The sequence below is a fragment of the Rhizobium sp. 01N48 genome (genome assembly GCF_056399145.1).
Genome location: NZ_JBFTQT010000004.1, coordinates 219157 through 238160 on the forward strand (window position 1 = coordinate 219157; position 19004 = coordinate 238160).

Annotated in this window: 15 protein-coding genes and 1 pseudogene; 8 read left to right on the plus strand and 8 right to left on the minus strand. The window is 60.7% G+C overall.

Translation table 11 applies throughout. The features are described 5' to 3' along the window. Positions 1–62: 62 nt before the first annotated feature. Positions 63–1208 (minus strand): ribonuclease D, encoded by a 1146-nt coding sequence (rnd, locus tag AC1DOG_RS10285; protein WP_477927780.1) that lies wholly within the window; start codon positions 1206–1208, stop codon positions 63–65. A gap of 84 nt (positions 1209–1292) precedes the next feature. Next, the gene (locus AC1DOG_RS10290; RefSeq protein ID WP_477927782.1) at positions 1293–2708 is read right to left on the minus strand and encodes a multicopper oxidase family protein; all 1416 of its coding nucleotides are present in this window, start codon (positions 2706–2708) and stop codon (positions 1293–1295) included. 268 nt (positions 2709–2976) lie between these two features. Between AC1DOG_RS10290 and aspS the strand changes: the two genes are divergently transcribed. Then, complete coding sequence (aspS, locus tag AC1DOG_RS10295) at positions 2977–4767, plus strand: aspartate--tRNA ligase (RefSeq protein ID WP_477928151.1); 1791 nt, start codon at positions 2977–2979, stop codon at positions 4765–4767. 62 nt (positions 4768–4829) lie between these two features. Here aspS and AC1DOG_RS10300 read toward each other — a convergent pair. Continuing rightward, positions 4830–5996, minus strand: a pseudogene (locus AC1DOG_RS10300) (serine hydrolase domain-containing protein). Between the two features lie 24 nt (positions 5997–6020). On the opposite strand from AC1DOG_RS10300, the gene AC1DOG_RS10305 reads away from it, so the two are divergent. Then, positions 6021–6710, plus strand: a complete 690-nt coding sequence (locus AC1DOG_RS10305) for a TetR/AcrR family transcriptional regulator (protein WP_477927784.1) — start codon at positions 6021–6023, stop codon at positions 6708–6710. Positions 6711–6766: 56 nt separating this feature from the next. Here the strand turns inward: AC1DOG_RS10305 and AC1DOG_RS10310 are convergent, their stop codons facing one another. Further along, positions 6767–7954 (minus strand): hypothetical protein, encoded by a 1188-nt coding sequence (locus AC1DOG_RS10310; RefSeq protein ID WP_477927786.1) that lies wholly within the window; start codon positions 7952–7954, stop codon positions 6767–6769. Between the two features lie 225 nt (positions 7955–8179). Between AC1DOG_RS10310 and parC the strand changes: the two genes are divergently transcribed. Then, a complete protein-coding gene (gene parC, locus AC1DOG_RS10315) occupies positions 8180–10438 on the plus strand; it encodes a DNA topoisomerase IV subunit A (RefSeq protein ID WP_113008505.1) in 2259 nt (752 codons plus the stop codon). A gap of 167 nt (positions 10439–10605) precedes the next feature. Further along, entirely contained in the window at positions 10606–11118 is a 513-nt protein-coding gene (locus AC1DOG_RS10320) for an SRPBCC family protein (protein ID WP_047513216.1), read from the plus strand. On the opposite strand, the gene AC1DOG_RS10325 is transcribed toward AC1DOG_RS10320, so the two are convergent. The 4 genes from AC1DOG_RS10325 to hemB all read right to left on the minus strand — a co-directional run bounded on the left by AC1DOG_RS10325 (position 11054) and on the right by hemB (position 14447). Then, positions 11054–11944, minus strand: a complete 891-nt coding sequence (locus AC1DOG_RS10325) for a DMT family transporter (RefSeq protein WP_477927789.1) — start codon at positions 11942–11944, stop codon at positions 11054–11056. The two genes, AC1DOG_RS10320 and AC1DOG_RS10325, sit on opposite strands and share 65 nt — an antisense overlap. Continuing rightward, entirely contained in the window at positions 11945–12721 is a 777-nt protein-coding gene (locus AC1DOG_RS10330; RefSeq protein WP_018898697.1) for an arginyltransferase, read from the minus strand. It abuts the gene before it with no gap. 176 nt (positions 12722–12897) lie between these two features. Further along, positions 12898–13356, minus strand: a complete 459-nt coding sequence (locus tag AC1DOG_RS10335; RefSeq protein ID WP_018898696.1) for an RDD family protein — start codon at positions 13354–13356, stop codon at positions 12898–12900. A 77-nt stretch (positions 13357–13433) separates the two neighbouring features. Next, positions 13434–14447 (minus strand): porphobilinogen synthase, encoded by a 1014-nt coding sequence (hemB, locus tag AC1DOG_RS10340; protein WP_477927791.1) that lies wholly within the window; start codon positions 14445–14447, stop codon positions 13434–13436. Between the two features lie 148 nt (positions 14448–14595). On the opposite strand from hemB, the gene AC1DOG_RS10345 reads away from it, so the two are divergent. From AC1DOG_RS10345 to AC1DOG_RS10360, 4 genes are all read left to right on the plus strand, one after another. After that, on the plus strand, positions 14596–15033 hold the full coding sequence (locus tag AC1DOG_RS10345) for a DUF6163 family protein (RefSeq protein WP_477927793.1): 438 nt from the start codon (positions 14596–14598) through the stop codon (positions 15031–15033). Between the two features lie 130 nt (positions 15034–15163). Continuing rightward, a complete protein-coding gene (gene ldtR, locus AC1DOG_RS10350) occupies positions 15164–15679 on the plus strand; it encodes a transcriptional regulator LdtR (RefSeq protein ID WP_018898693.1) in 516 nt (171 codons plus the stop codon). 422 nt (positions 15680–16101) lie between these two features. Continuing rightward, the gene (locus AC1DOG_RS10355) at positions 16102–17019 is read left to right on the plus strand and encodes a TRADD-N-associated membrane domain-containing protein (RefSeq protein WP_477927795.1); all 918 of its coding nucleotides are present in this window, start codon (positions 16102–16104) and stop codon (positions 17017–17019) included. A 606-nt stretch (positions 17020–17625) separates the two neighbouring features. Then, entirely contained in the window at positions 17626–18930 is a 1305-nt protein-coding gene (locus AC1DOG_RS10360) for a L,D-transpeptidase family protein (protein ID WP_112973538.1), read from the plus strand. Positions 18931–19004 lie beyond the last annotated feature (74 nt).

Below are 19004 nucleotides of genomic sequence, written 5' to 3' on the forward strand. Positions count from 1 at the left end.
TAGCTGAATGATTGGGCGCAGTTATGGCCTGAATCGAGGCAACGCAAAATTTGCGTCGCGACTTACAAAGCGACCGTCTCGACCTTCTTGCCGACGAAGCGCAACGCGACGTCGCCCTTGATCAGCTGCAGGGCGGGATCACCGAACAGCTCCCGACGCCAGCCGCGCAGCGCGCCCACATCGGCGTTCTCACCTTCGGCGGCGATCTTGTCCAGATCCTCGCTATTGGCGATCACCTTGGGCGCAACGCCGTGCTTTTCCGAGATCAGCTTCAATAGCACCTTCAGGAGCTCGGCTGCGGCCGCGGCTCCCTCCGGCGCCTGGGTCTGTCTCGGCGCATGCGGCATGTCGGCCTTCGGTAGCGCCAGCGCCGTATTCACCGCCTCGACGACGGCGGCACCGGCCGACGACCGTTCCCAACCCTTCGGGATGGTGCGCAGGCGACCGAGCGCTTCGGCGTCCTTTGGTTGCTGCTGGGCGATCTCGTAGATCGCGTCGTCCTTGATGACGCGAGAACGCGGCACGTTGCGGCTGCGTGCTTCACGCTCGCGCCACGCGGCCACGTATTTCAGCACGGCAAGCTCCTGCGGCTTGCGCAGGCGCATCTTCAGGCGCTGCCAGGCGTCGTCCGGATGAATGTCGTAGGTCTCTTTCGCCTCGAGCACATCCATCTCCTCGGAGAGCCACAAGGAGCGACCTTCGCGCTCGAGTTCTGCCTTGAGATAGAGGTAGACGTCGCGCAGATGCGTCACGTCGGCCAGCGCGTAGTCGAGCTGCTTGTCGGAAAGCGGACGGCGGCTCCAGTCGGTGAAGCGCGACGACTTGTCGATCTGCACGCCCTTGGTCCGGCTGACCAACTGGTCGTAGGAGACGGAATCGCCGAAGCCGCAAACCATCGCCGCGACCTGCGTGTCGAAGATCGGATGCGGGATGAGGCCGCCACGGTTGTAGATGATTTCGATATCCTGGCGCGCGGCGTGGAACACCTTCAGCACGCTGGAATTGGCCATCAGCTCGAAGAAGGGTTTCATGTCGAGACCCTTGGCCAGCGGATCGACAAGCACTTCCGTCGTCGGGCTCGCCATCTGGATCAAGCAAAGCTCCGGCCAGAACGTCGTCTCTCGCAGAAACTCGGTGTCGATAGTAATGAATTCTGACTTGGCCAGCTCGATGCAGGCCGCCTCCAAATCGGCGGTTGTTTCAATCATCTCAATTCATTCGCAGGATAGACATAGTTGAACCTTTCCTTCTCCTTTCGGCCCAATATGTCAACCGCTACCGGCAAAGAGTGGTCAAACAACCCTGACATAACTCGTCATGCCGGTCTTCTGATGCTCGATGATGTGGCAATGCAACAGCCAATCGCCGAGATTGTCGGCCACGAAGGCAAGCTGCACCTTCTCGTCCGGCTGCACCAGATAGGTGTCTGTGACGAGCGGCATGACCTCGCGCGTGGACGATGAGAGCACCGTGAAGCTCATCCCGTGCAGGTGGATCGGATGCGTATGCGGCGTCACGTTTTCCAGCTGCAGGATATAGCTCTTGCCGAGCTTCAGTTCCGAAAGCGGTGCAGTCGGGTCGCTCGTGTCGCCCGGCCACGGCACCTTGTTGATGGCCCAGAAGCTGTAGCCCAGCGTCCCGCAGATGCTGTCGACCGGCGCATTCTCGGCGGTGGCGCTGAGAACGACCGAGATTTTCTCCGCCGAAGACAGGTCGGCCTTGGCGACGGGGTTCTCCGCGAGTGCCGCGAGGTCGCCGACATTGCGCTTGAGCGAGGTGCCCACCGAACGCAGCTTGGCGATCGTTTTCGGCGTGGTGCCGCGAATGTCCTCCAGCGTCGCAACCGCGCCTTCGGAATCTGGCATGCGAACGGCAAGATCGAGCCGCTGGCCCGGGCCGATGAACAGCAGGTCGAGCGGGAAGCGCTTGGGCACCGGATTGCCGTCGATCGCGATCACGGTCGCCTCCGCGCCTTCCATCTTCAGCGAGAAGATGCGTGTGACGTCGGTGACGGCGATGCGCAGGCGGATCAGGCCGCCGGCCGGCGCGTCATATTGCGGCTCCTGATGCCAGTTCGCGGTACGCACCGTGCCGTAGGTGCCCGTCTTCGCCGCGTCGCGCGGCCGGAACGCAGCAATGAACTGGCCGTCGCCGCCGAGACGCCAGTCGCGCAGGTTCAGCACGACTTCGGAATCGAATGTGGGGTCGGCCGCGTCCTCGACCACGATCACGCCGGTCATGCCCTGACCCATCTGCGCCAGCGTGTTGCAGTGCGGATGATACCAGAAGGTGCCGGCATCGGGCGGCGTGAAGGCGTAGTCGAAGCTGTCGCCGGTATAGACGTAGGGCTGCGTCATGAACGGCACGCCGTCCATCTTGTTGGGAATGCGCAGGCCATGCCAATGAATGGTGGTGGGTTCGTCGAGCGTGTTGGTCAGCCGCGCCGCATAGGGCTTGCCCTTGGTCATGCGCAGCACCGGCGGCATTCCCGCACCGCCCTGCGCGTCACCCCCCACAGCACCCCACGTCATGATGTTCTTGGTCACGCCGGCGTCGGTAAGCGTCGCTTGGGTCTTCAGCGCTTTCAGCACCTGCGGCTCGGGCGCCGCTTCCGCCATGCCGAACTTGCCGGCGATGCCGATGCCTACCCCGTAAGCGCCGGCGACGGCGGAAGCCTTCAGAAGGTTGCGACGGGTGAGGAGGGGCATGGCGGGACTCCGGAGAATGTCGATGCCTCCTCTTTAAAGTTGACCGCGACCTTCAGCAATATGCCTCGTGCAGCCAAACTGCCGCAGAGCTTGGCATATGATAAGGTTGCAACCACGTCGAAAACCGCGCGCAAAGCACGCGTGAGCCGTGCCAAGTCTTGACAAATCAGGCCGTCCATGCGCTTTTCCGCCCGATTTTCTTGTCGGCGCGAGAGAGCTTTTGAAGCCCCTGCTGCCGTCTTCAAGCCAAATACTGGAAATTGAGATGATGCATCGTTACCGCAGCCACACATGTGCAGCCCTCCGCAAGTCGGATGTCGGCGCCAATGTCCGGATTTCCGGCTGGGTCCACCGCGTTCGTGACCATGGCGGCGTTCTCTTCATCGACCTTCGCGACCATTACGGCATGACCCAGGTCGTCGCCGACCCGGATAGCCCGGCCTTCAAGATCGCCGAGACCGTTCGCGGCGAGTGGGTCATCCGCATCGACGGCGTCGTCAAGGCGCGTTCGGAAGACACCGTCAACAAGAACATGGCGACCGGTGAGATCGAACTCTACGCCCAGGAGATCGAAGTCCTCTCCGAAGCCAAGGAACTGCCGCTGCCGGTCTTCGGCGAGCCGGATTATCCTGAGGACATCCGCCTCAAGTACCGCTTCCTCGACCTGCGCCGCGAGACGCTGCACAAGAACATCGTCAAGCGCAGCCAGATCATCTCCGACATCCGCAACCGCATGACGTCGGCCGGCTTCGGCGAATACACGACCCCGATCCTGACAGCGTCCTCGCCGGAAGGCGCGCGCGACTTCCTCGTGCCGTCGCGTATCCACCCCGGCCAGTTCTTCGCCCTGCCGCAGGCCCCGCAGCAGTACAAGCAGCTCCTGATGGTGGCCGGTTTCGACCGCTACTTCCAGATCGCCCCGTGCTTCCGCGACGAGGACCCGCGCGCCGACCGTCTGCCGGGCGAATTCTACCAGCTCGACCTGGAAATGAGCTTCGTCACCCAGGAAGACGTCTGGGACACGATGGCCCCGATCATGACCTCGGTCTTCGAGCAGTTCGCCGAAGGCAAGCCGGTCACCAAGGAATGGCCGCGTATTCCTTACGACGTCGCGATCCGCAAGTACGGCTCCGACAAGCCCGACCTGCGTAACCCGATCGAGATGCAGGCCGTCACCGAGCACTTCGCAAGCTCCGGCTTCAAGGTCTTCGCCGGCATGATCGCCTCCAACCCGAAGGTTGAAGTCTGGGCCATCCCGGCCAAGACCGGCGGTAGCCGCGCGTTCTGCGACCGCATGAACGCCTGGGCGCAGTCGCTCGGCCAGCCGGGCCTCGGCTACATCTTCTGGAAGGAAGAAGACGGCAAGGTCGGCGGTTCCGGTCCGCTTGCCAAGAACATCGGCGAAGAGCGCACCGAAGCGCTGCGTGTCCAGCTCGGCCTTGAAGCAGGCGACGCCGCCTTCTTCGTCGCCGGCGAGCCGGCGAAGTTCTACAAGTTCGCGGGCGAAGCGCGCACCAAGGCGGGTGAAGACCTGAACCTGGTCGATCGTGATCGCTTCGAACTGTGCTGGATCATCGACTTCCCGTTCTACGAATGGAGCGAGGAAGACAAGAAGGTCGACTTCGCCCACAACCCCTTCTCGATGCCGCAGGGTGGTCTGGAAGCGCTGCAGACCCAGGATCCGCTGTCGCTCAAGGCCTACCAGTACGACGCCGTCTGCAACGGCTTCGAAATCGCCTCGGGCTCGATCCGTAACCAGTCGCCGGAAGCCATGGTCAAGGCCTTCGAGCTGGTCGGCCTCAGCCAGACGGATGTCGAAGAGCGCTTCGGCGGCATGTACCGCGCCTTCCAGTACGGCGCGCCTCCGCACGGCGGCTGCGCCTTCGGTATCGACCGTGTGGTGATGCTCCTGCTCGGCGCCAAGAACCTGCGCGAAATCACGCTGTTCCCGATGAACCAGCAGGCGCAGGACCTCCTGATGAACGCCCCGTCGCCGGCAACGCCGAAGCAGCTGATGGAACTGTCGCTGCGCGTCATGCCGCCGGTCAAGAAGGACTGAGCGAAGATCGCTTGAATGAAAAAAGCCCGGCGCAGGTCGGGCTTTTTTCGTTTTCGGACAAGTCAGAGAGCCGCGTAGATCGCCTGTTTGAGGTCGACGGTGAACCGGCCCCACATGCCCTCCAGCGTCGTATTGGTGAGCGCGACCACCGTCAGCTTCTCTGTCGGATCCACGAACCAGCTGTGGCCGTAGACCCCGCCCCATTGCAGGCTACCGCGTGACAGCGGAACCTGCGCGGCATCAGGATCGGTCACCACGGCCCAGCCGAAGCCGAAGCCCGAGCCGGGCTCCACCTGCTGCCGTAGGCCGTTGGCCTGATCGGTCATCATGGTCGCGACCGTTTCCTCAGATAGCAATATGCCGCCGCCCTGGCGGATGGCTTCGAGAATGCGGAGTATATCGCCCGCCGTGCCCGCCATTCCTGCGCCGCCGGAGTGATAGGACGAAGGGTCGAAGATCCGGTCCGGCGCAAACCGCACTGAGCCCGTCAGCGCTGGAATGACTGCTTCCTGTCCCATCCGCTCCGGCTCGGGAGAGGCATTGAAATACGCAGCCGCCAATCGCTTCCGGTCGCGCACCGAAAACGCGGTGTCTGTAATCCCGAGCGGGCCGGTGACGAGTTCGGCGACCGCATCGTCGAGCGACATGGCCATTTCCTGCTCGATGACGCCGCCGAGAACGTCGATCGCCAGAGAGTAGCACCAGCCTTCGCCCGGCGCGAACCGCAGCGGTGCACTCGCAATGCGCTTCAGGTTCTCCGCGAGCGCCATACCAGGCTCGCCGATGCCGTCCGAAACGCCGGCGCGGGTGTAGGGACCATCCTCGTCGATGAAGCAGTAGCTTAGGCCCGCGGTGTGGGTGAGCAGATGGCGAAGGCGGATGATCGCTTCCCCACCATCGGCAAGCCGCGGCCGGAAGTCGGGCAGTCAGCGTGTGATCGGATCGTCCAAACCCATCCGGCCCTGTTCGACCAGTCGCATGGCGGCAATCGTCACGATCGGCTTGGTGACCGAAGCAAGGCGGAAGATCGTGTCCTCCGTCATCGCCAGTCCGGCCTCCCGGTCCGCCAGCCCGGCTGCGCGCCGGTAGACCGGCTTTCCATCTTGCATGATCAGGACCACCGCGCCCACCAGCCGCTTATCGGCAAGTGCGGCATCGATCGCCTCATCGACGCCCGCGCCGAAGGATACCGCCGCGTTATCAATCTTGATGTCTGGGGGAAGACTCATGAGATCAAACCTTCTATAATCACAATGACCATTCCTGAATATAGCGGATCGCAAGATAATTCCAGAGTGAACGTTGTGAAAAATACAGAAAGTTCGAAACCTGAAACTCAACGCAAGCGCGGCCGCCCACCCGCTTTCGACAGGGAGGTCGTTCTGGCGGCGGCGCGTGACGTCTTCTGGCAGCACGGCTACGATGGCTCATCGATCGCTGACCTGACGGCGTCCATGGGGATTACCCCTCAAAGCCTCTACGCGGCCTTCCGCTCAAAGGCTGATCTCTATCGCGAGACGCTCGATCAGTACCGCCGCATGCCACGGCAGGAGCCGGGCAACCCGTTGCAGGAAAACATCGATACGGTAACGGCTTTCACGCGTTTCCTGCGGAACTCCGCATTCCTGTTCACGGCGCCCGAACATCCCAAGGGCTGCATGATCTCGACCGCGGTGCTGAACTGCGCGGCGGAAAACGAGGACATCGCCTTTCACGTTTCATCCCTGCGGCTGCGGACGCTGGGCGCGTTCCAGGCGCGTATCGAGCGTGGGGTAGAGGAGGGCGATATGCGCGCCGACACCGATGCCGGCTCGCTTGCCCGTTTTCTCGGCGCCATGGTTCAGGGAATGTCGGTCCAGGCGCGTGACGGTGCGGGCGTCGACGAACTCTTGGCAGCGGCTGATCACGCGATCAGCGAATTGAAACGCCACAGCATACGATGAAAAAAAGGCCCGGCGAGCAATGCGCGCCGGGCCTTCCTGATTTCATGTCGAGGCGATCAGTCGTTCGCCGAAACCTTCACGCCGAGCACCTGCGGCAGCGTGTTCGGTGCGCCCATGGCGGCACCCATGATCATCGGGAACGGCACGGGCTTTTCCGGTGCGGCGTTGACCGTCAGGCTCTTCGGGTCGTCGAGGAAGGTGTTGACGGCGGCCGATACGGCGTTCTGCAGCTCGGGGATGTTGAGCTGCGCCAGCATGATCGGCGCCATCGCCTTAAGCGAGTCCGCCATCTGCTTGCCTGACATGCCCTGCTGGCTGCCGGCGTAATCAAGCGCGCGCTTGGTGATAGAGGCGTCGTCGAAGCGGATCTGGGCGCTTTCGAAGGACAGCTGCTGCAACAGGCCAAGCATGGCAAGGCCGAAGGCCTGCTGGGCCTGGTCCTTGTTCTGGTTGGCTTCCGCCTGCTGGGCGGCTTCCTGCAGCGACTTCACGAAGGCGAGCGTATAGCCGTTGACCTTGAAGGCGAGGTTGAGCTTGCCGACATTGCTGAAGTCGAAGGCAAACTCCGACACGTCGATCGTGCCGGGTGCCAGATCCCAGGCGCCCTTCATGGTGATGTCGCCATTGACCTGCTGCAGCGCCAGCTTCTCGATCGCTTCCTTGCTCTGCGGATCGGCTGCCTTGCTGAGGTCGGCCTTGAGGCTCTTGAAGGCGCCGTCGAAATCGAAGCCGGACTCGTCTTCGCGCAGCGTCAGGTTCACGTCGCTGCCGCCGAGCGAGAATACTTCGACGCCATCCTTGACGACCTTCAGCGGGCCGCTGTGGGCGCTCTCGTAGAGCAGCATGGAGGAGAGGCCTTCGCCCTTGGGGTCGGCCGGGACGGAGATGCCGCCGAGCGTCAGCTCGCTGACGGTCAGGGTCGCGCCGTCATTGGTGGTGTTGATATCGGGGAAGGCTGCTTCCTCGATGTAGTAGCCGCCGTCGTCATCTTCCTCGACGCCCGAAAGCGTGATTTCGCCGATCGGCAGCGCGCCGCCGTTGTTCGGCTTGAAGCTGGCGTTCTTCAGCGTGACGGTCTTGCCGTCGACATCGACGCCATCGGCTGCGAGCGTGCCGCCCTGCAGCGTGTAGGCGGCATTGATCTTCTTGAGCAGGTCTTGGCCATCGAGCGCGAAGGCGGAGCCGGCGAGAGAAAGAAATGCCACGCCCGAAAGCATGAGCCGTGTCGTCCGGTAAAATGTCATTGGTGTTCCTCAGATCCAGGTGGGCGGTTGGCCGTCAATCTACGATGGATTTGTGCCGGTTTATATTTCGTGTTTTCTAAAATTATGTTGAAGGGATAAGCAAACAAAGTCCAAATTCGGGCAGAAAGGTTTTAGCGGTCGTTTTCTTTCTGTTCGGAGACTTCATCCACAGCCGCAATGCCCGGATTCCTTGCTCACATCAACCATCTCGGTTAGTCAGAAGGTATGGGACAAGAGATTTTGCCGCCCTCTGGCGGAGACGATGACAGCATTCTTCCGATCGACCTGAAGGCGGCGCTCGAAGAGCGTTATCTCGCCTACGCGCTGTCGACCATCATGCACCGCGCGCTGCCCGACGTTCGCGACGGCCTCAAGCCTGTCCATCGCCGCATCATCCACGCGATGAGCGAGATGGGCATCCGCCCGAACTCGGCTTTCAAGAAATGCGCCCGTATCGTCGGTGACGTCATCGGTAAATTCCATCCGCACGGTGACCAGTCGGTCTACGATGCGCTGGTCCGTCTCGCCCAGGATTTCTCGCAGCGTTATCCCGTTGTCGACGGGCAGGGGAACTTCGGCAACATCGATGGCGACAGTGCCGCCGCCTATCGATACACCGAAGCCCGCATGACCGATGTCGCCGGGCTGTTGCTCGAGGGTGTCGACCAAGACGCCGTCGATTTCCGTCTGACCTACAACGAGGAAGACCAGGAACCGACGGTTCTCCCCGGCGCCTTCCCGAACCTGCTCGCCAACGGCTCGTCGGGCATCGCCGTCGGCATGGCGACCTCGATCCCGTCGCACAACGCACACGAACTCTGCGACGCGGCGCTGCATCTGATCAAGCATCCGGATGCGACGGTCGAGACGCTGGTGGAGCAGTTCATCCCCGGCCCGGATTTCCCGACCGGCGGCATCATCATCGACGACCGCCAGACGATCATCGACGCCTACAAGACCGGCCGCGGCGGTTTCCGCACGCGCGCCAAGTGGGAGACCGAGGATCTCGGTCGCGGCGGTTATCAGATCATCATCACCGAAATTCCGTTCCAGGTGCAGAAGTCGCGCCTGATCGAGAAGATCGCCGAGCTCTTGATCGCCCGCAAGCTGCCGCTGCTGGAAGACATTCGCGACGAGTCGGCTGAAGATGTCCGCGTCGTGCTGGTGCCGAAGAACCGCACCGTCGACCCGACGATCCTCATGGAATCCATGTTCAAGCTGACGGAACTCGAAAGCCGTTTCCCGCTGAACATGAACGTTCTCTCCATGGGCCGTATTCCGCGCGTCATGGCTTTGAACGAGGTCCTGAAGGAATGGCTGGACCACCGGCGCGACGTGCTTCAGCGCCGCTCGCGCTTCCGCCTTGCCGCCATCGAGCGTCGCCTGGAAGTCCTGGGCGGCCTGCTGATCGCCTACCTCAACATCGACGAGGTGATCCGCATCATCCGCGAAGAGGATGAGCCCAAGCCCGTCATGGTCGCGCGCTGGTCGCTGACCGAGATCCAGGTCGAAGCGATCCTCAACATGCGCCTGCGCTCCTTGCGCAAGCTGGAAGAGTTCGAGATCCGCACCGAGTTCGACGCTCTGAGCAAGGAAAAGGCCGAGATCGAAGCGCTGCTCGCCTCTGAGGACAAGCAGTGGCAGACCGTTGCCTGGGAAATCGGCGAGGTGAAGAAGAAGTTCGCCAAGGCGACCGAACTCGGCCGCCGTCGAACCCAGTTCGCCGAAGCGCCTGATGCCGACGAGCAGGCGATCCAGCAGGCGATGATCGAGAAAGAGCCGATCACCGTCGTCGTTTCCGAGAAGGGCTGGATCCGCGCGTTGAAGGGCCACATCTCCGACACCGCGACGCTGACCTTCAAGGAAGGCGATGCGCTGAGGATCGCATTCCCGGCGCAGACGACGGACAAGATTCTTGTCATCACTACGGGCGGTAAGGCCTTCACGCTCGGCGGCGACAAGCTGCCGGGTGGCCGCGGCCATGGCGAGCCGTTGCGCATCATGATCGACATGGACAACGATCAGGACGTGCTGACGGCCTTCGTCCATGATCCGCAGCGCAAGCAGATGATCGTCTCGACGGCCGGCAACGGCTTCGTCGTCGCTGAGACCGACATGGTCGCCAATACCCGCAAGGGCAAGCAGATCATGAACGTCTCCATGCCCGACGAGACCAAGCTGCTCGTGCCCGTATCCGGCGACCACGTCGCCGTTGTCGGCGAAAACCGCAAGCTCCTGGTCTTCCCATTGGATCAGGTTCCTGAAATGTCGCGCGGCAAGGGCGTTCGCCTGCAGCGCTACAAGGATGGCGGCATTTCGGACGTTCGTTGCTTCGCGATCGCGGATGGCCTTGTCTGGGAAGACAGCGCCGGCCGGACGTTCAGCAAGAATAAGGAAGAACTCGCCGAGTGGCTCGCCGACCGCGCTTCCGCCGGCCGCACGGTTCCCAAGGGCTTCCCCCGCAGCGGCAAGTTTGCCGGCTGAAATATATCAGCGCCCCGCTCTTGGCGAGCGGGGCAATTCCTCTAGTTTTGTCCTGTAATCACAACATGGACAAACATCATTCCGAAGGCGGACGGAATGATCGTATGTGGCGTCTTCGTGGAAGGCGGCATGTCCGATCATGGAGGTCCGATCACGGAGGAATGTTGATGAGCGCCTGCAAGACCATTACGCTTTCAGTTGGCCACACCTACAACGCCTCGCCCTGCGAGGTTTACGACGCCTGGCTCAATCCCGAAATCGCCAAACGCTTCCTCTTCGCCACCGATGACGGCCGGGTCATCCGCGCCGATATCGAGCCGCGCGTCGGCGGCCATTTTCTCGTCATCGACAGACGACCGACCGGCGATGCCGTTCATTACGGCGTGTTTCTCGAAATGCGTCGGCCGCGCCTGATGGTGTTCTCGTTCTCGGTCGCCGAACACGATCACAACGCCGATCGCATCCGTGTCGAAATCGAGCCGCTGGGGGAGGGCACGCGCCTGACGCTGTCGCATGAAATGTGCGCCGAGTGGTCGGCCTTCGAAGAGCAGACCCATCGCGGCTGGACTCATGTGCTGAACGGGCTGGAGCGCGAGCTCGATGCGGCTCACACGGTCAAGCTGCCGGAGCTTGTTGCGTCCCAGGCTGTTTCCGAACCATCCAAAGCGAGTGCGCCATAATCGCGGTGACGAGGATGGAGCCGCCTATCAGTGTCATGACCGGCGGCGTTTCCGCGAAGATCAGCCAGATCCAGATCGGCGCCAGAATGGTTTCGAGCAGGTAGAACATGCCGACCTCGGGCGCCGACAGATAGCGCGGCCCACTGGCAAGACACCAGAACGACACGGGCATCAAGACGGCGCCGTTGAAGATGATCCAGGCGGGATGCTCGATCACAAGACCTGTTGGCAGGGCGTTTGCAAGGCCAAGGACGGCGGGAAAGGTGGCGCCAAGCAATGGCACGAAACCCATGGCGCGACGCGATGCGCGCCCGACGGTAATCGCGCTAGCAAGCACCAGCGCCGCCAAGAGCGCCATCGCATCCCCGAAGCTGTGGCCGCCGGCCAACCCGTCGCCGACGATCATGCCGACGCCGAGGATCATCACGGCCATCGTCACGAGCGTCGATACGGATGGGCGCTCCTTCAGGAACCGCCAGGATAGCAGCGCGCCGAACATCGGATTGAAGGCGACGATGAAGACCACGTTCGCGGTGGTGGTGTGAAACACCGCAAGCAGGAATGTGATGGTAGAGAGCCCATAGAGAAATCCCGCAAGAAGGCCCGACTTGCCCGGCACCATCGCCGGCCAGCTTCCCTTCATCCACCGGATCGCGCAAAGGATCAGCAACGTCACGGCAACCGTCGTGATGCTGCGCATGCCGACGATCGACCACATGTCGCCATGTGCAAGGCGTACGAGCGGAATGTCCATGGAGAGCGCAAGGCCGCCGATCGCCGTCAGCAGCAGGCCCTTCCGATGATCGGAAAGGGTAGGGAGAGACATTTAGGGCTGGCTACCTTCGGGAAGGGATGTTGGGTCGAAGCGTTCCCAGCCGCGCGCGGTCAGATGTTCCTGCGGCTGGTAGCGGGTCTTGTAGTCCATTTTCCGCGAGCCTTGAACCCAGTAGCCGAGATAGACATGCGGCAGGCCGAGTGCCTTTGTCCGCCTGATGTGATCGAGGATCATGAAGGTGCCGAGCGAGCGCTTGTCGAGATCGGGATTGAAGTAGGAATAGACCATCGAGAGTCCATCGCTCATCGTGTCGGTCAGCGCTGCCGCGATCAGCTCGCCGCTTGGCCGCGTTTCCAGTCCTGATCCCTCGACACGCCGGCGATACTCGATGATCTTGGTGTTGACGTGGGTATCCTCGACCATGATCGCATAGTCGAGCACCGTCATGTCGGACATGCCGCCCTGCTGGTGGCGATAGTCGAGATAGCGGCGAAACAGCGAATATTGCTCGCTCGATGGCTGCGCCGGAAATTCGGTCGAGATGATATCGGAATTGGTTGCGATCACCCGCTTCATCGACTTGGTCGGCTCGAACTCGTCGGCGAGGATGCGAACCGAGACGCAGGCCCGACAGGCCTCGCAGGCCGGGCGGTAGGCGATATTCTGCGAGCGGCGAAATCCGCCTTGCGTCAGGATGTCATTCATCTCGGCGGCGCGAGGCCCGACGAGATGCGTAAAAACCTTTCGTTCCATCTCATGCGCAAGGTAAGGGCAGGCAGCCGGGGCCGTCAGATAAAACTGCGGAGATGGCGTGGTCTGCGTATTCATCTGCTACGGAGATGTCCTTGGGTTGCATGCTGAAATGACAGCATGACTTAAGAAAAGAAAACGTCAACAGCGCGGCAGTCAGCCGCGCTTTCTGATCGATTATACTTTCGGATATTGGCCGAAAATTTCCCCTCAAAAGGAGGGGAAATCCGCTTATTTCAGAGGCTTGAGCGATCTCAGGCGGTTCTGACCGTCACCGTGCCGACGAGAAAATCGTGCAGCAGGCGGCTGCGTTCGGTGAACAGGCCAACCAGCAGAATCAGCGGCGTCAGAACCGAGTTCAGGATCCAGAACAGCGCCAGGTGAACGATCGCCGTCAGGAAATCCATCTCCCGCCCGTCGACGCGCACGATCGCAATCCCCATCGCCCGCATGCCAAGCGATGCCTGGCTCGAGCCGCCGACCGTAAAGCCGAAATAGAGGCCAGCGACGATCACGAACAGCGCCGGATAGAGAAAGAAACCGAGGCCGAGCGTGACGATCGACAGGAAGAACAGGATCACCGCCGCCGGAATGCAGAGCAGCAGAATGATCACATAGTCGAGGATGAACGCAAAAACGCGCCGGCTCAGCGTGCCGCTATAGGCGCGCCAATCGTCAGGTGCGGCATAAAGCGGGTTCGGGTTGAGCGACATCGTTGCGGTCTCCTTTCGAGAGTGGCTACCGCTGATATGGTGACGCTCGCCCCGAATACAATATTGGCGCGAAGCGATCAGCGCTTGGCGAGGATCTTGGCAACCTCGATGGAGAAGTAGGTGAGGATGCCGTCGCAGCCGGCTCGCTTGAAGGCGAGCAGGGTTTCGAGCATAGCCTTTTCGCCGTCGATCCAGCCGTTCATCGCCGCCGCCTTGATCTGCGAATATTCGCCCGACACCTGATAGGCGAAGGTCGGAAGGCCGAATGCTTCCTTCATCCGCCAGCAGATGTCGATATAGGGCAGGCCGGGCTTGACCATCAGCATGTCGGCGCCTTCTTCGACGTCGAGTGCCGCGTCGCGGATCGCCTCCGTGCCGTTGGCCGGGTCGATATAGTAGCTCTTCTTGTCGCCTTTCAGCAGCCCGCCCGTCGAGATCGCCTCGCGGTAGGGGCCATAGAAGGCGGAAGCGAACTTCGTCGCGTAGCTCATGATCCCGACATCCTGATGCCCGGCGGCGTCGAGCGCACGGCGGATCGCGCCGATGCGGCCGTCCATCATTTCGGATGGGGAAATGATGTCAGAGCCGGCATYGGCCTGCATCACGGCCGCGCGTGCCACCTGGTCGACCGTCTCGTCATTGACGATCTCGTTGCCGCGCAGGATGCCGTCATGGCCGTGGCTGGTGAACGGATCGAGCGCCACGTCGGTGATAACACCGATATTCGGCACGGCCTTCTTGATGGCGATTGTTGCCTGGTTGATCAGGTTGTTCGCTTCCAGGCTGTTCGAGCCGGTCTCGTCGCGCAGCGACATCTCGATATTCGGGAAGGTCGCGATCGCGGGGATGCCGAGATCGGCCGCTTCCTTGGTGGCTTCCACCAGCTTGTCGACGCTCATGCGGTTGACGCCAGGCATGGCGGGGATCGGCTCGACGATGCCGGAACCCGGAACCACGAAGACCGGCCAGATCAGATCGTCGACCGTCAGCCGGTTCTCCTGCACCATCCGGCGCGTCCAGTCGGCCTTGCGGTTGCGCCGCATCCGGCGGTGGCCCGTGATTTCATCGACGAGGTGTGTCTTGTCCTGCATGATCGTTCCAGCTCTTGGCAGTTCCAATTGTTGCTGCGCTCATTATCATGCCGCCAGGCAAATCCAAACCGGGCGAATGGCCGCAACCAATCAACAGCTTGCGATCAACCGCTGGCGAAGACGCCGCAGCACTCTTATTGTCTGACGCATGAACGCTGATTCTCCGACCATACCGAAAAGCACGCTCACCGGCGTTCTCTTTGTCCTGTTCCTGCGCCTGATCGCGATCTCGTGTTTCTGGTTCGGATTGCAGTACTGGGCGATGCTGGTCGGCTACTCGCTGATCGGCGCGGGACGCTTCGATCTTCTGAGCCTGCCGTGGAAGGTGGCGAGCACCAGCCTCGCCGTCCTTTTCCCGGTGGCTGCCCTCGGGCTCTGGCTGGCTGTCTCCTGGGGACCTGTCATCTGGGTGCTCGCGGCCGGTGGCCAGATCATAATGTATGGCTTTCTTCCGGATATTTTCGGAGCCAACAAACTCATCATTCTGCTGCATGCGGCAGTGGCCATTATCTATGCCGTTTTCCGCTTTTTGCTCTGGCAGGAGAAGCGCCGGCGCCGGCAGCAGGTAAGCGTTGATTTACCCTGATACAACAGCGCGTTTTGGTAAGGCACTGTTAAGCCTGCAGTTTAAGTAGAATTTTATCTGTATTCGATAGGGTCTGTCTCAAGGCGGGAAGACAACCAACACCGCCAAACAAAACAGTGAGGCAGTCATCATGAATACGAAAATCAAGCCGCAGGCGGTATCGAACTTCCGTGAACAGCAGGACCTGGGTATCCGCGATCTTTACATGGAATCCCTTCATCTTGTCGAACGTCTTCACCGCCGTCTTCTGGATGTCATCAAGGACGAATTCGACCGTCAGGGTCGCAGCGACGTCAACGCCATCCAGGCTCTCCTCCTTTTCAACATCGGCAACTCGGAACTGACCGCCGGCGAACTTCGCTCTCGCGGTTACTACCTGGGCTCCAACGTTTCCTACAACGTCAAGAAGCTCGTCGACCTCGGCTTCATCAACCACCAGCGCTCGCGCATTGACCGCCGCTCGGTCCGCATCAGCCTGACGGAAACCGGCCAGGAAATCGCCGAAACGGTTGCCAAGCTCTATGAGCGCCACACGGCATCGATCGACAAGGTCGGCGGCATCGGCACCGACGAGTTCGCGCAGATGAACAAGCTGCTGACCCGTCTCGACCGCTTCTGGAACGACTCGATCATGTATCGTCTGTAATAACCCAAGCGACGGTAATCGCTGCCTTATTAGAAATCGCCAAGTGGCGCGAGAAGGCGTAACGGGGCATAAGAATGCACGAGATGGCGCATGAGCGCGCGCCACTCGCGCCCCAGCCTATCCGACCTCCAATCGGACAAAAAACGCATTGCGGCTTCCCTGCCGCAATGCGTTTTTGCTATATAGCCTCTTACATACCATCCACCACGGCAAGATATTCATCCGAACTGAACACGGTTACAGGACGCGACGTGAAATCGAAGACGCGGATCACGCGGAGTCTGAACGTGAGTTGGGGCCGTTGATCAGATAGTCGGCCCTCGAATAGAGGAGTTGTAAAACGACCTAAATCAGGCCCGTCGGGGCCTTTTAATTTACAGTTGTATTGTTATAGCTACACTCGCAGGGACCGCGAGGAGCCAATGTTTGATCTTATCGAAACTATCAGCCTTGTATTCATCGAGGTACAGAGAAAATATACTAAAATAAGATGGGCGATCGTTGGCGTGGCGGTCGGAATGATTGGTGCGTCAGCGGCTGCGCTTTACACTGGAGCATTCGGTCGCATTGTAATCAACGGATACGAGCTAGGAATTAAGGATGTCACGCCGTTCGTTGTCGCGAATCTGGCGGTGGCCTTCCTTCTGCTACTAAGTTCAGCGTCGGCTGCGCTAGACCGGGACAAACTAAAAACCATTGTCAACAGAGACGATGACGGAGAGTTTCTGCGAGCATGGACGCGGAGCTTCGCCACCACGAATTATGCCCCCGCCGATTACCTGACAAGAAAGTGGCTGGAGCGGCCCAACGTAGACAGCAGCACTGAAGGATCGCCTCCGGCCGCACAGCCGGAAGAGGACATTATTCAGGCGATTCGGGGCAACCTCGGACAGCTGATCGAATACTATATCATGAACAAGAGCCAAGCTCGCAACAGCTTCAACGCCAGCTTGTTCGCGGTGATTCTCGGCTTCATCACCATAATTGTCGGTGCCTATTGGGCGTACTCATCAGGCCGGAGCGATGTCACTGCCTATTTGGTGCCATTTGCCGGGGTTATCCTTCAGTTCATTGGCGGTGCATACTTCTATCTATACAACCGTAGCCTTATTCAGCTTAACTTCTTCTTCTCGCGTCTTGCGCAGATGCAGGACACGCTGCTTGCCATCCACCTCACGGAGTCACTTCCTGATGCCAAAGATAAGACAAAGGCCATCGACCGTCTCATCACCATCGTGGCCGAGCGCAGCACCACCGCACCTGCTTACCTGACGAGCCCGCCAGAAAAGCGCACTCCAGCTCGTCGGTCGAAGGCGCAGCCCGCAGCCGTAACGGAGTAGGAGCTATTGTCCGAGCCCATCGATACGGTTTGAAATCTTCTTGGCGGCGTACATCCAGTCGATGCAGTCAAACCATTTTACGCGAATGGATATGAAGCCTACGTAATGACCTCTACCTCTGTCTGTCGTGCTCGGCTAGGAGAGACACCGGACGGAGATCTCGCCAGACGACTGAAACCGGATGCGTTTCCCTGCGCGTCCGGCTTTGCCGTTTGCGCCGACGTGGCATCTTTGCAACGCATGACCGGTCAACCGTGCTTCAAGCGGTAACCCCCTGTATTCAAGCCGCCTTTTAGCCGCTATTACCCGGCAGAATCCTTGCAATGGTTTGGTTCATTCTTCGCTTCGATCGCTATCGAAAGTTGCACTTTTCGGCGGAGACACGAATTGGCCATATTAGCATGGCAGCGGAAATACACGGCAATCGGCGCTTTTCGAATCCGGGGTTTTGATAACCTCGTCTTTCCTGCTCGCGATCATGTGATCGCCGGCAGCGAGAATTTGAGGTGCGCCGTGGCAACGGATGGGTAGTGACTGCGTTATTCGCGGTGACGAAGGGCAAAGCCACCGGTCTCTCAAGCGGCGGCATTATTGTGGTTGGGATGCATGTCTAAAAAAACAGGTACTGAAGCTCTCTCTCGGCGGGCATTTCTTGCTTCGGCCGCAGCCGTTGGCGCAAGCTCGGTAGCGGCGCCGGCTCTGGCGCAATCGGCGATCGATTCGCTTATCAATGCACCGGAGCGCGGTGACTGGGACGACCAGTTCGACGCGAAAGCAGCGTCCCGTACGGCCACTGCCGTGGTGTCGAACACCCCGATCCTCGGACCGCAGTCCGTCCCCAGCATTCAGCAGGCGATTGCCCAGTACCAGCAGATCGCATCCGCAGGCGGTTGGCCGCAGGTAAACCCGGGCCAGCAGCGCCTGCAGATCGGCGTCACCGATCAGTCCGTCCAGGCCCTGCGCCAGCGCCTTTTCGTCACCGGCGACCTGCCGCAGGAAGCCGGCATGTCCTCTTCCTTCGATTCCTACGTCGATGGCGCGGTCAAGCGCTTCCAGGCGCGTCACGGCCTCCCGGCCGACGGCGTGCTCGGTGAATTCACGCTGAAGGCGATGAACATCCCGGCCGACGTGCGCCTGCAGCAGCTGAACACCAACCTGATCCGCCTGCAGACCTTCCCGGAAGAACTCGGCCGTCGTCACGTGATGGTCAACATCCCGGCAGCTTACGTTGAGGGCATCGAGGACGGCAGCGTCGTCACGCGTCACAACGCCGTTGTCGGCCGCCTCAGCCGTCCGACACATCTGGTCAACTCGAAGATCTACGAGGTCATCCTCAATCCTTACTGGACCGCGCCGCGTTCGATCGTCGAAAAGGACATCGTGCCGCTGATGCGCAAGGACCCGACTTATCTCACGAAGAACAACATTCGTCTGATCGACGGCAAGGGCACGGAAGTCGCGCCCGAGACGATCGACTGGAATGCCGAAAAGGCGCCGAACCTGATGTTCCGCCAGGACCCGGGCAAGATCAACGCCATGGCCTCGACGAAGATCAACTTCTACAACAAGAACGGCGAGTACATGCACGACACGCCGCAGCAGGGCCTGTTCAACAAGCTCATGCGCTTCGAATCCTCGGGCTGCGTGCGCGTCCAGAACGTTCGCGACCTGACCACCTGGCTACTGCGCGACACGCCTCCGTGGTCCCGCCAGCAGATGGAGCAGGTGATCACCACCCGCGTCAACACGCCGATCAAGCTGGCCGAGGAAGTGCCTGTATACTTCGTCTACATCTCCGCCTGGGGCATGCCTGACGGTATCGTGCAGTTCCGCGACGACATCTACCAGATGGACGGCAATGCTGAACTCGCGCTCGACACGACCGCGGGCATGGAGCAGCCGGTTCAGTAAGAGCCGTAAGCTGTGTTTGAGTTATAAAAAAACCGCGTCTTTCATGGCGCGGTTTTTTGTTGCGCGTGGATTGC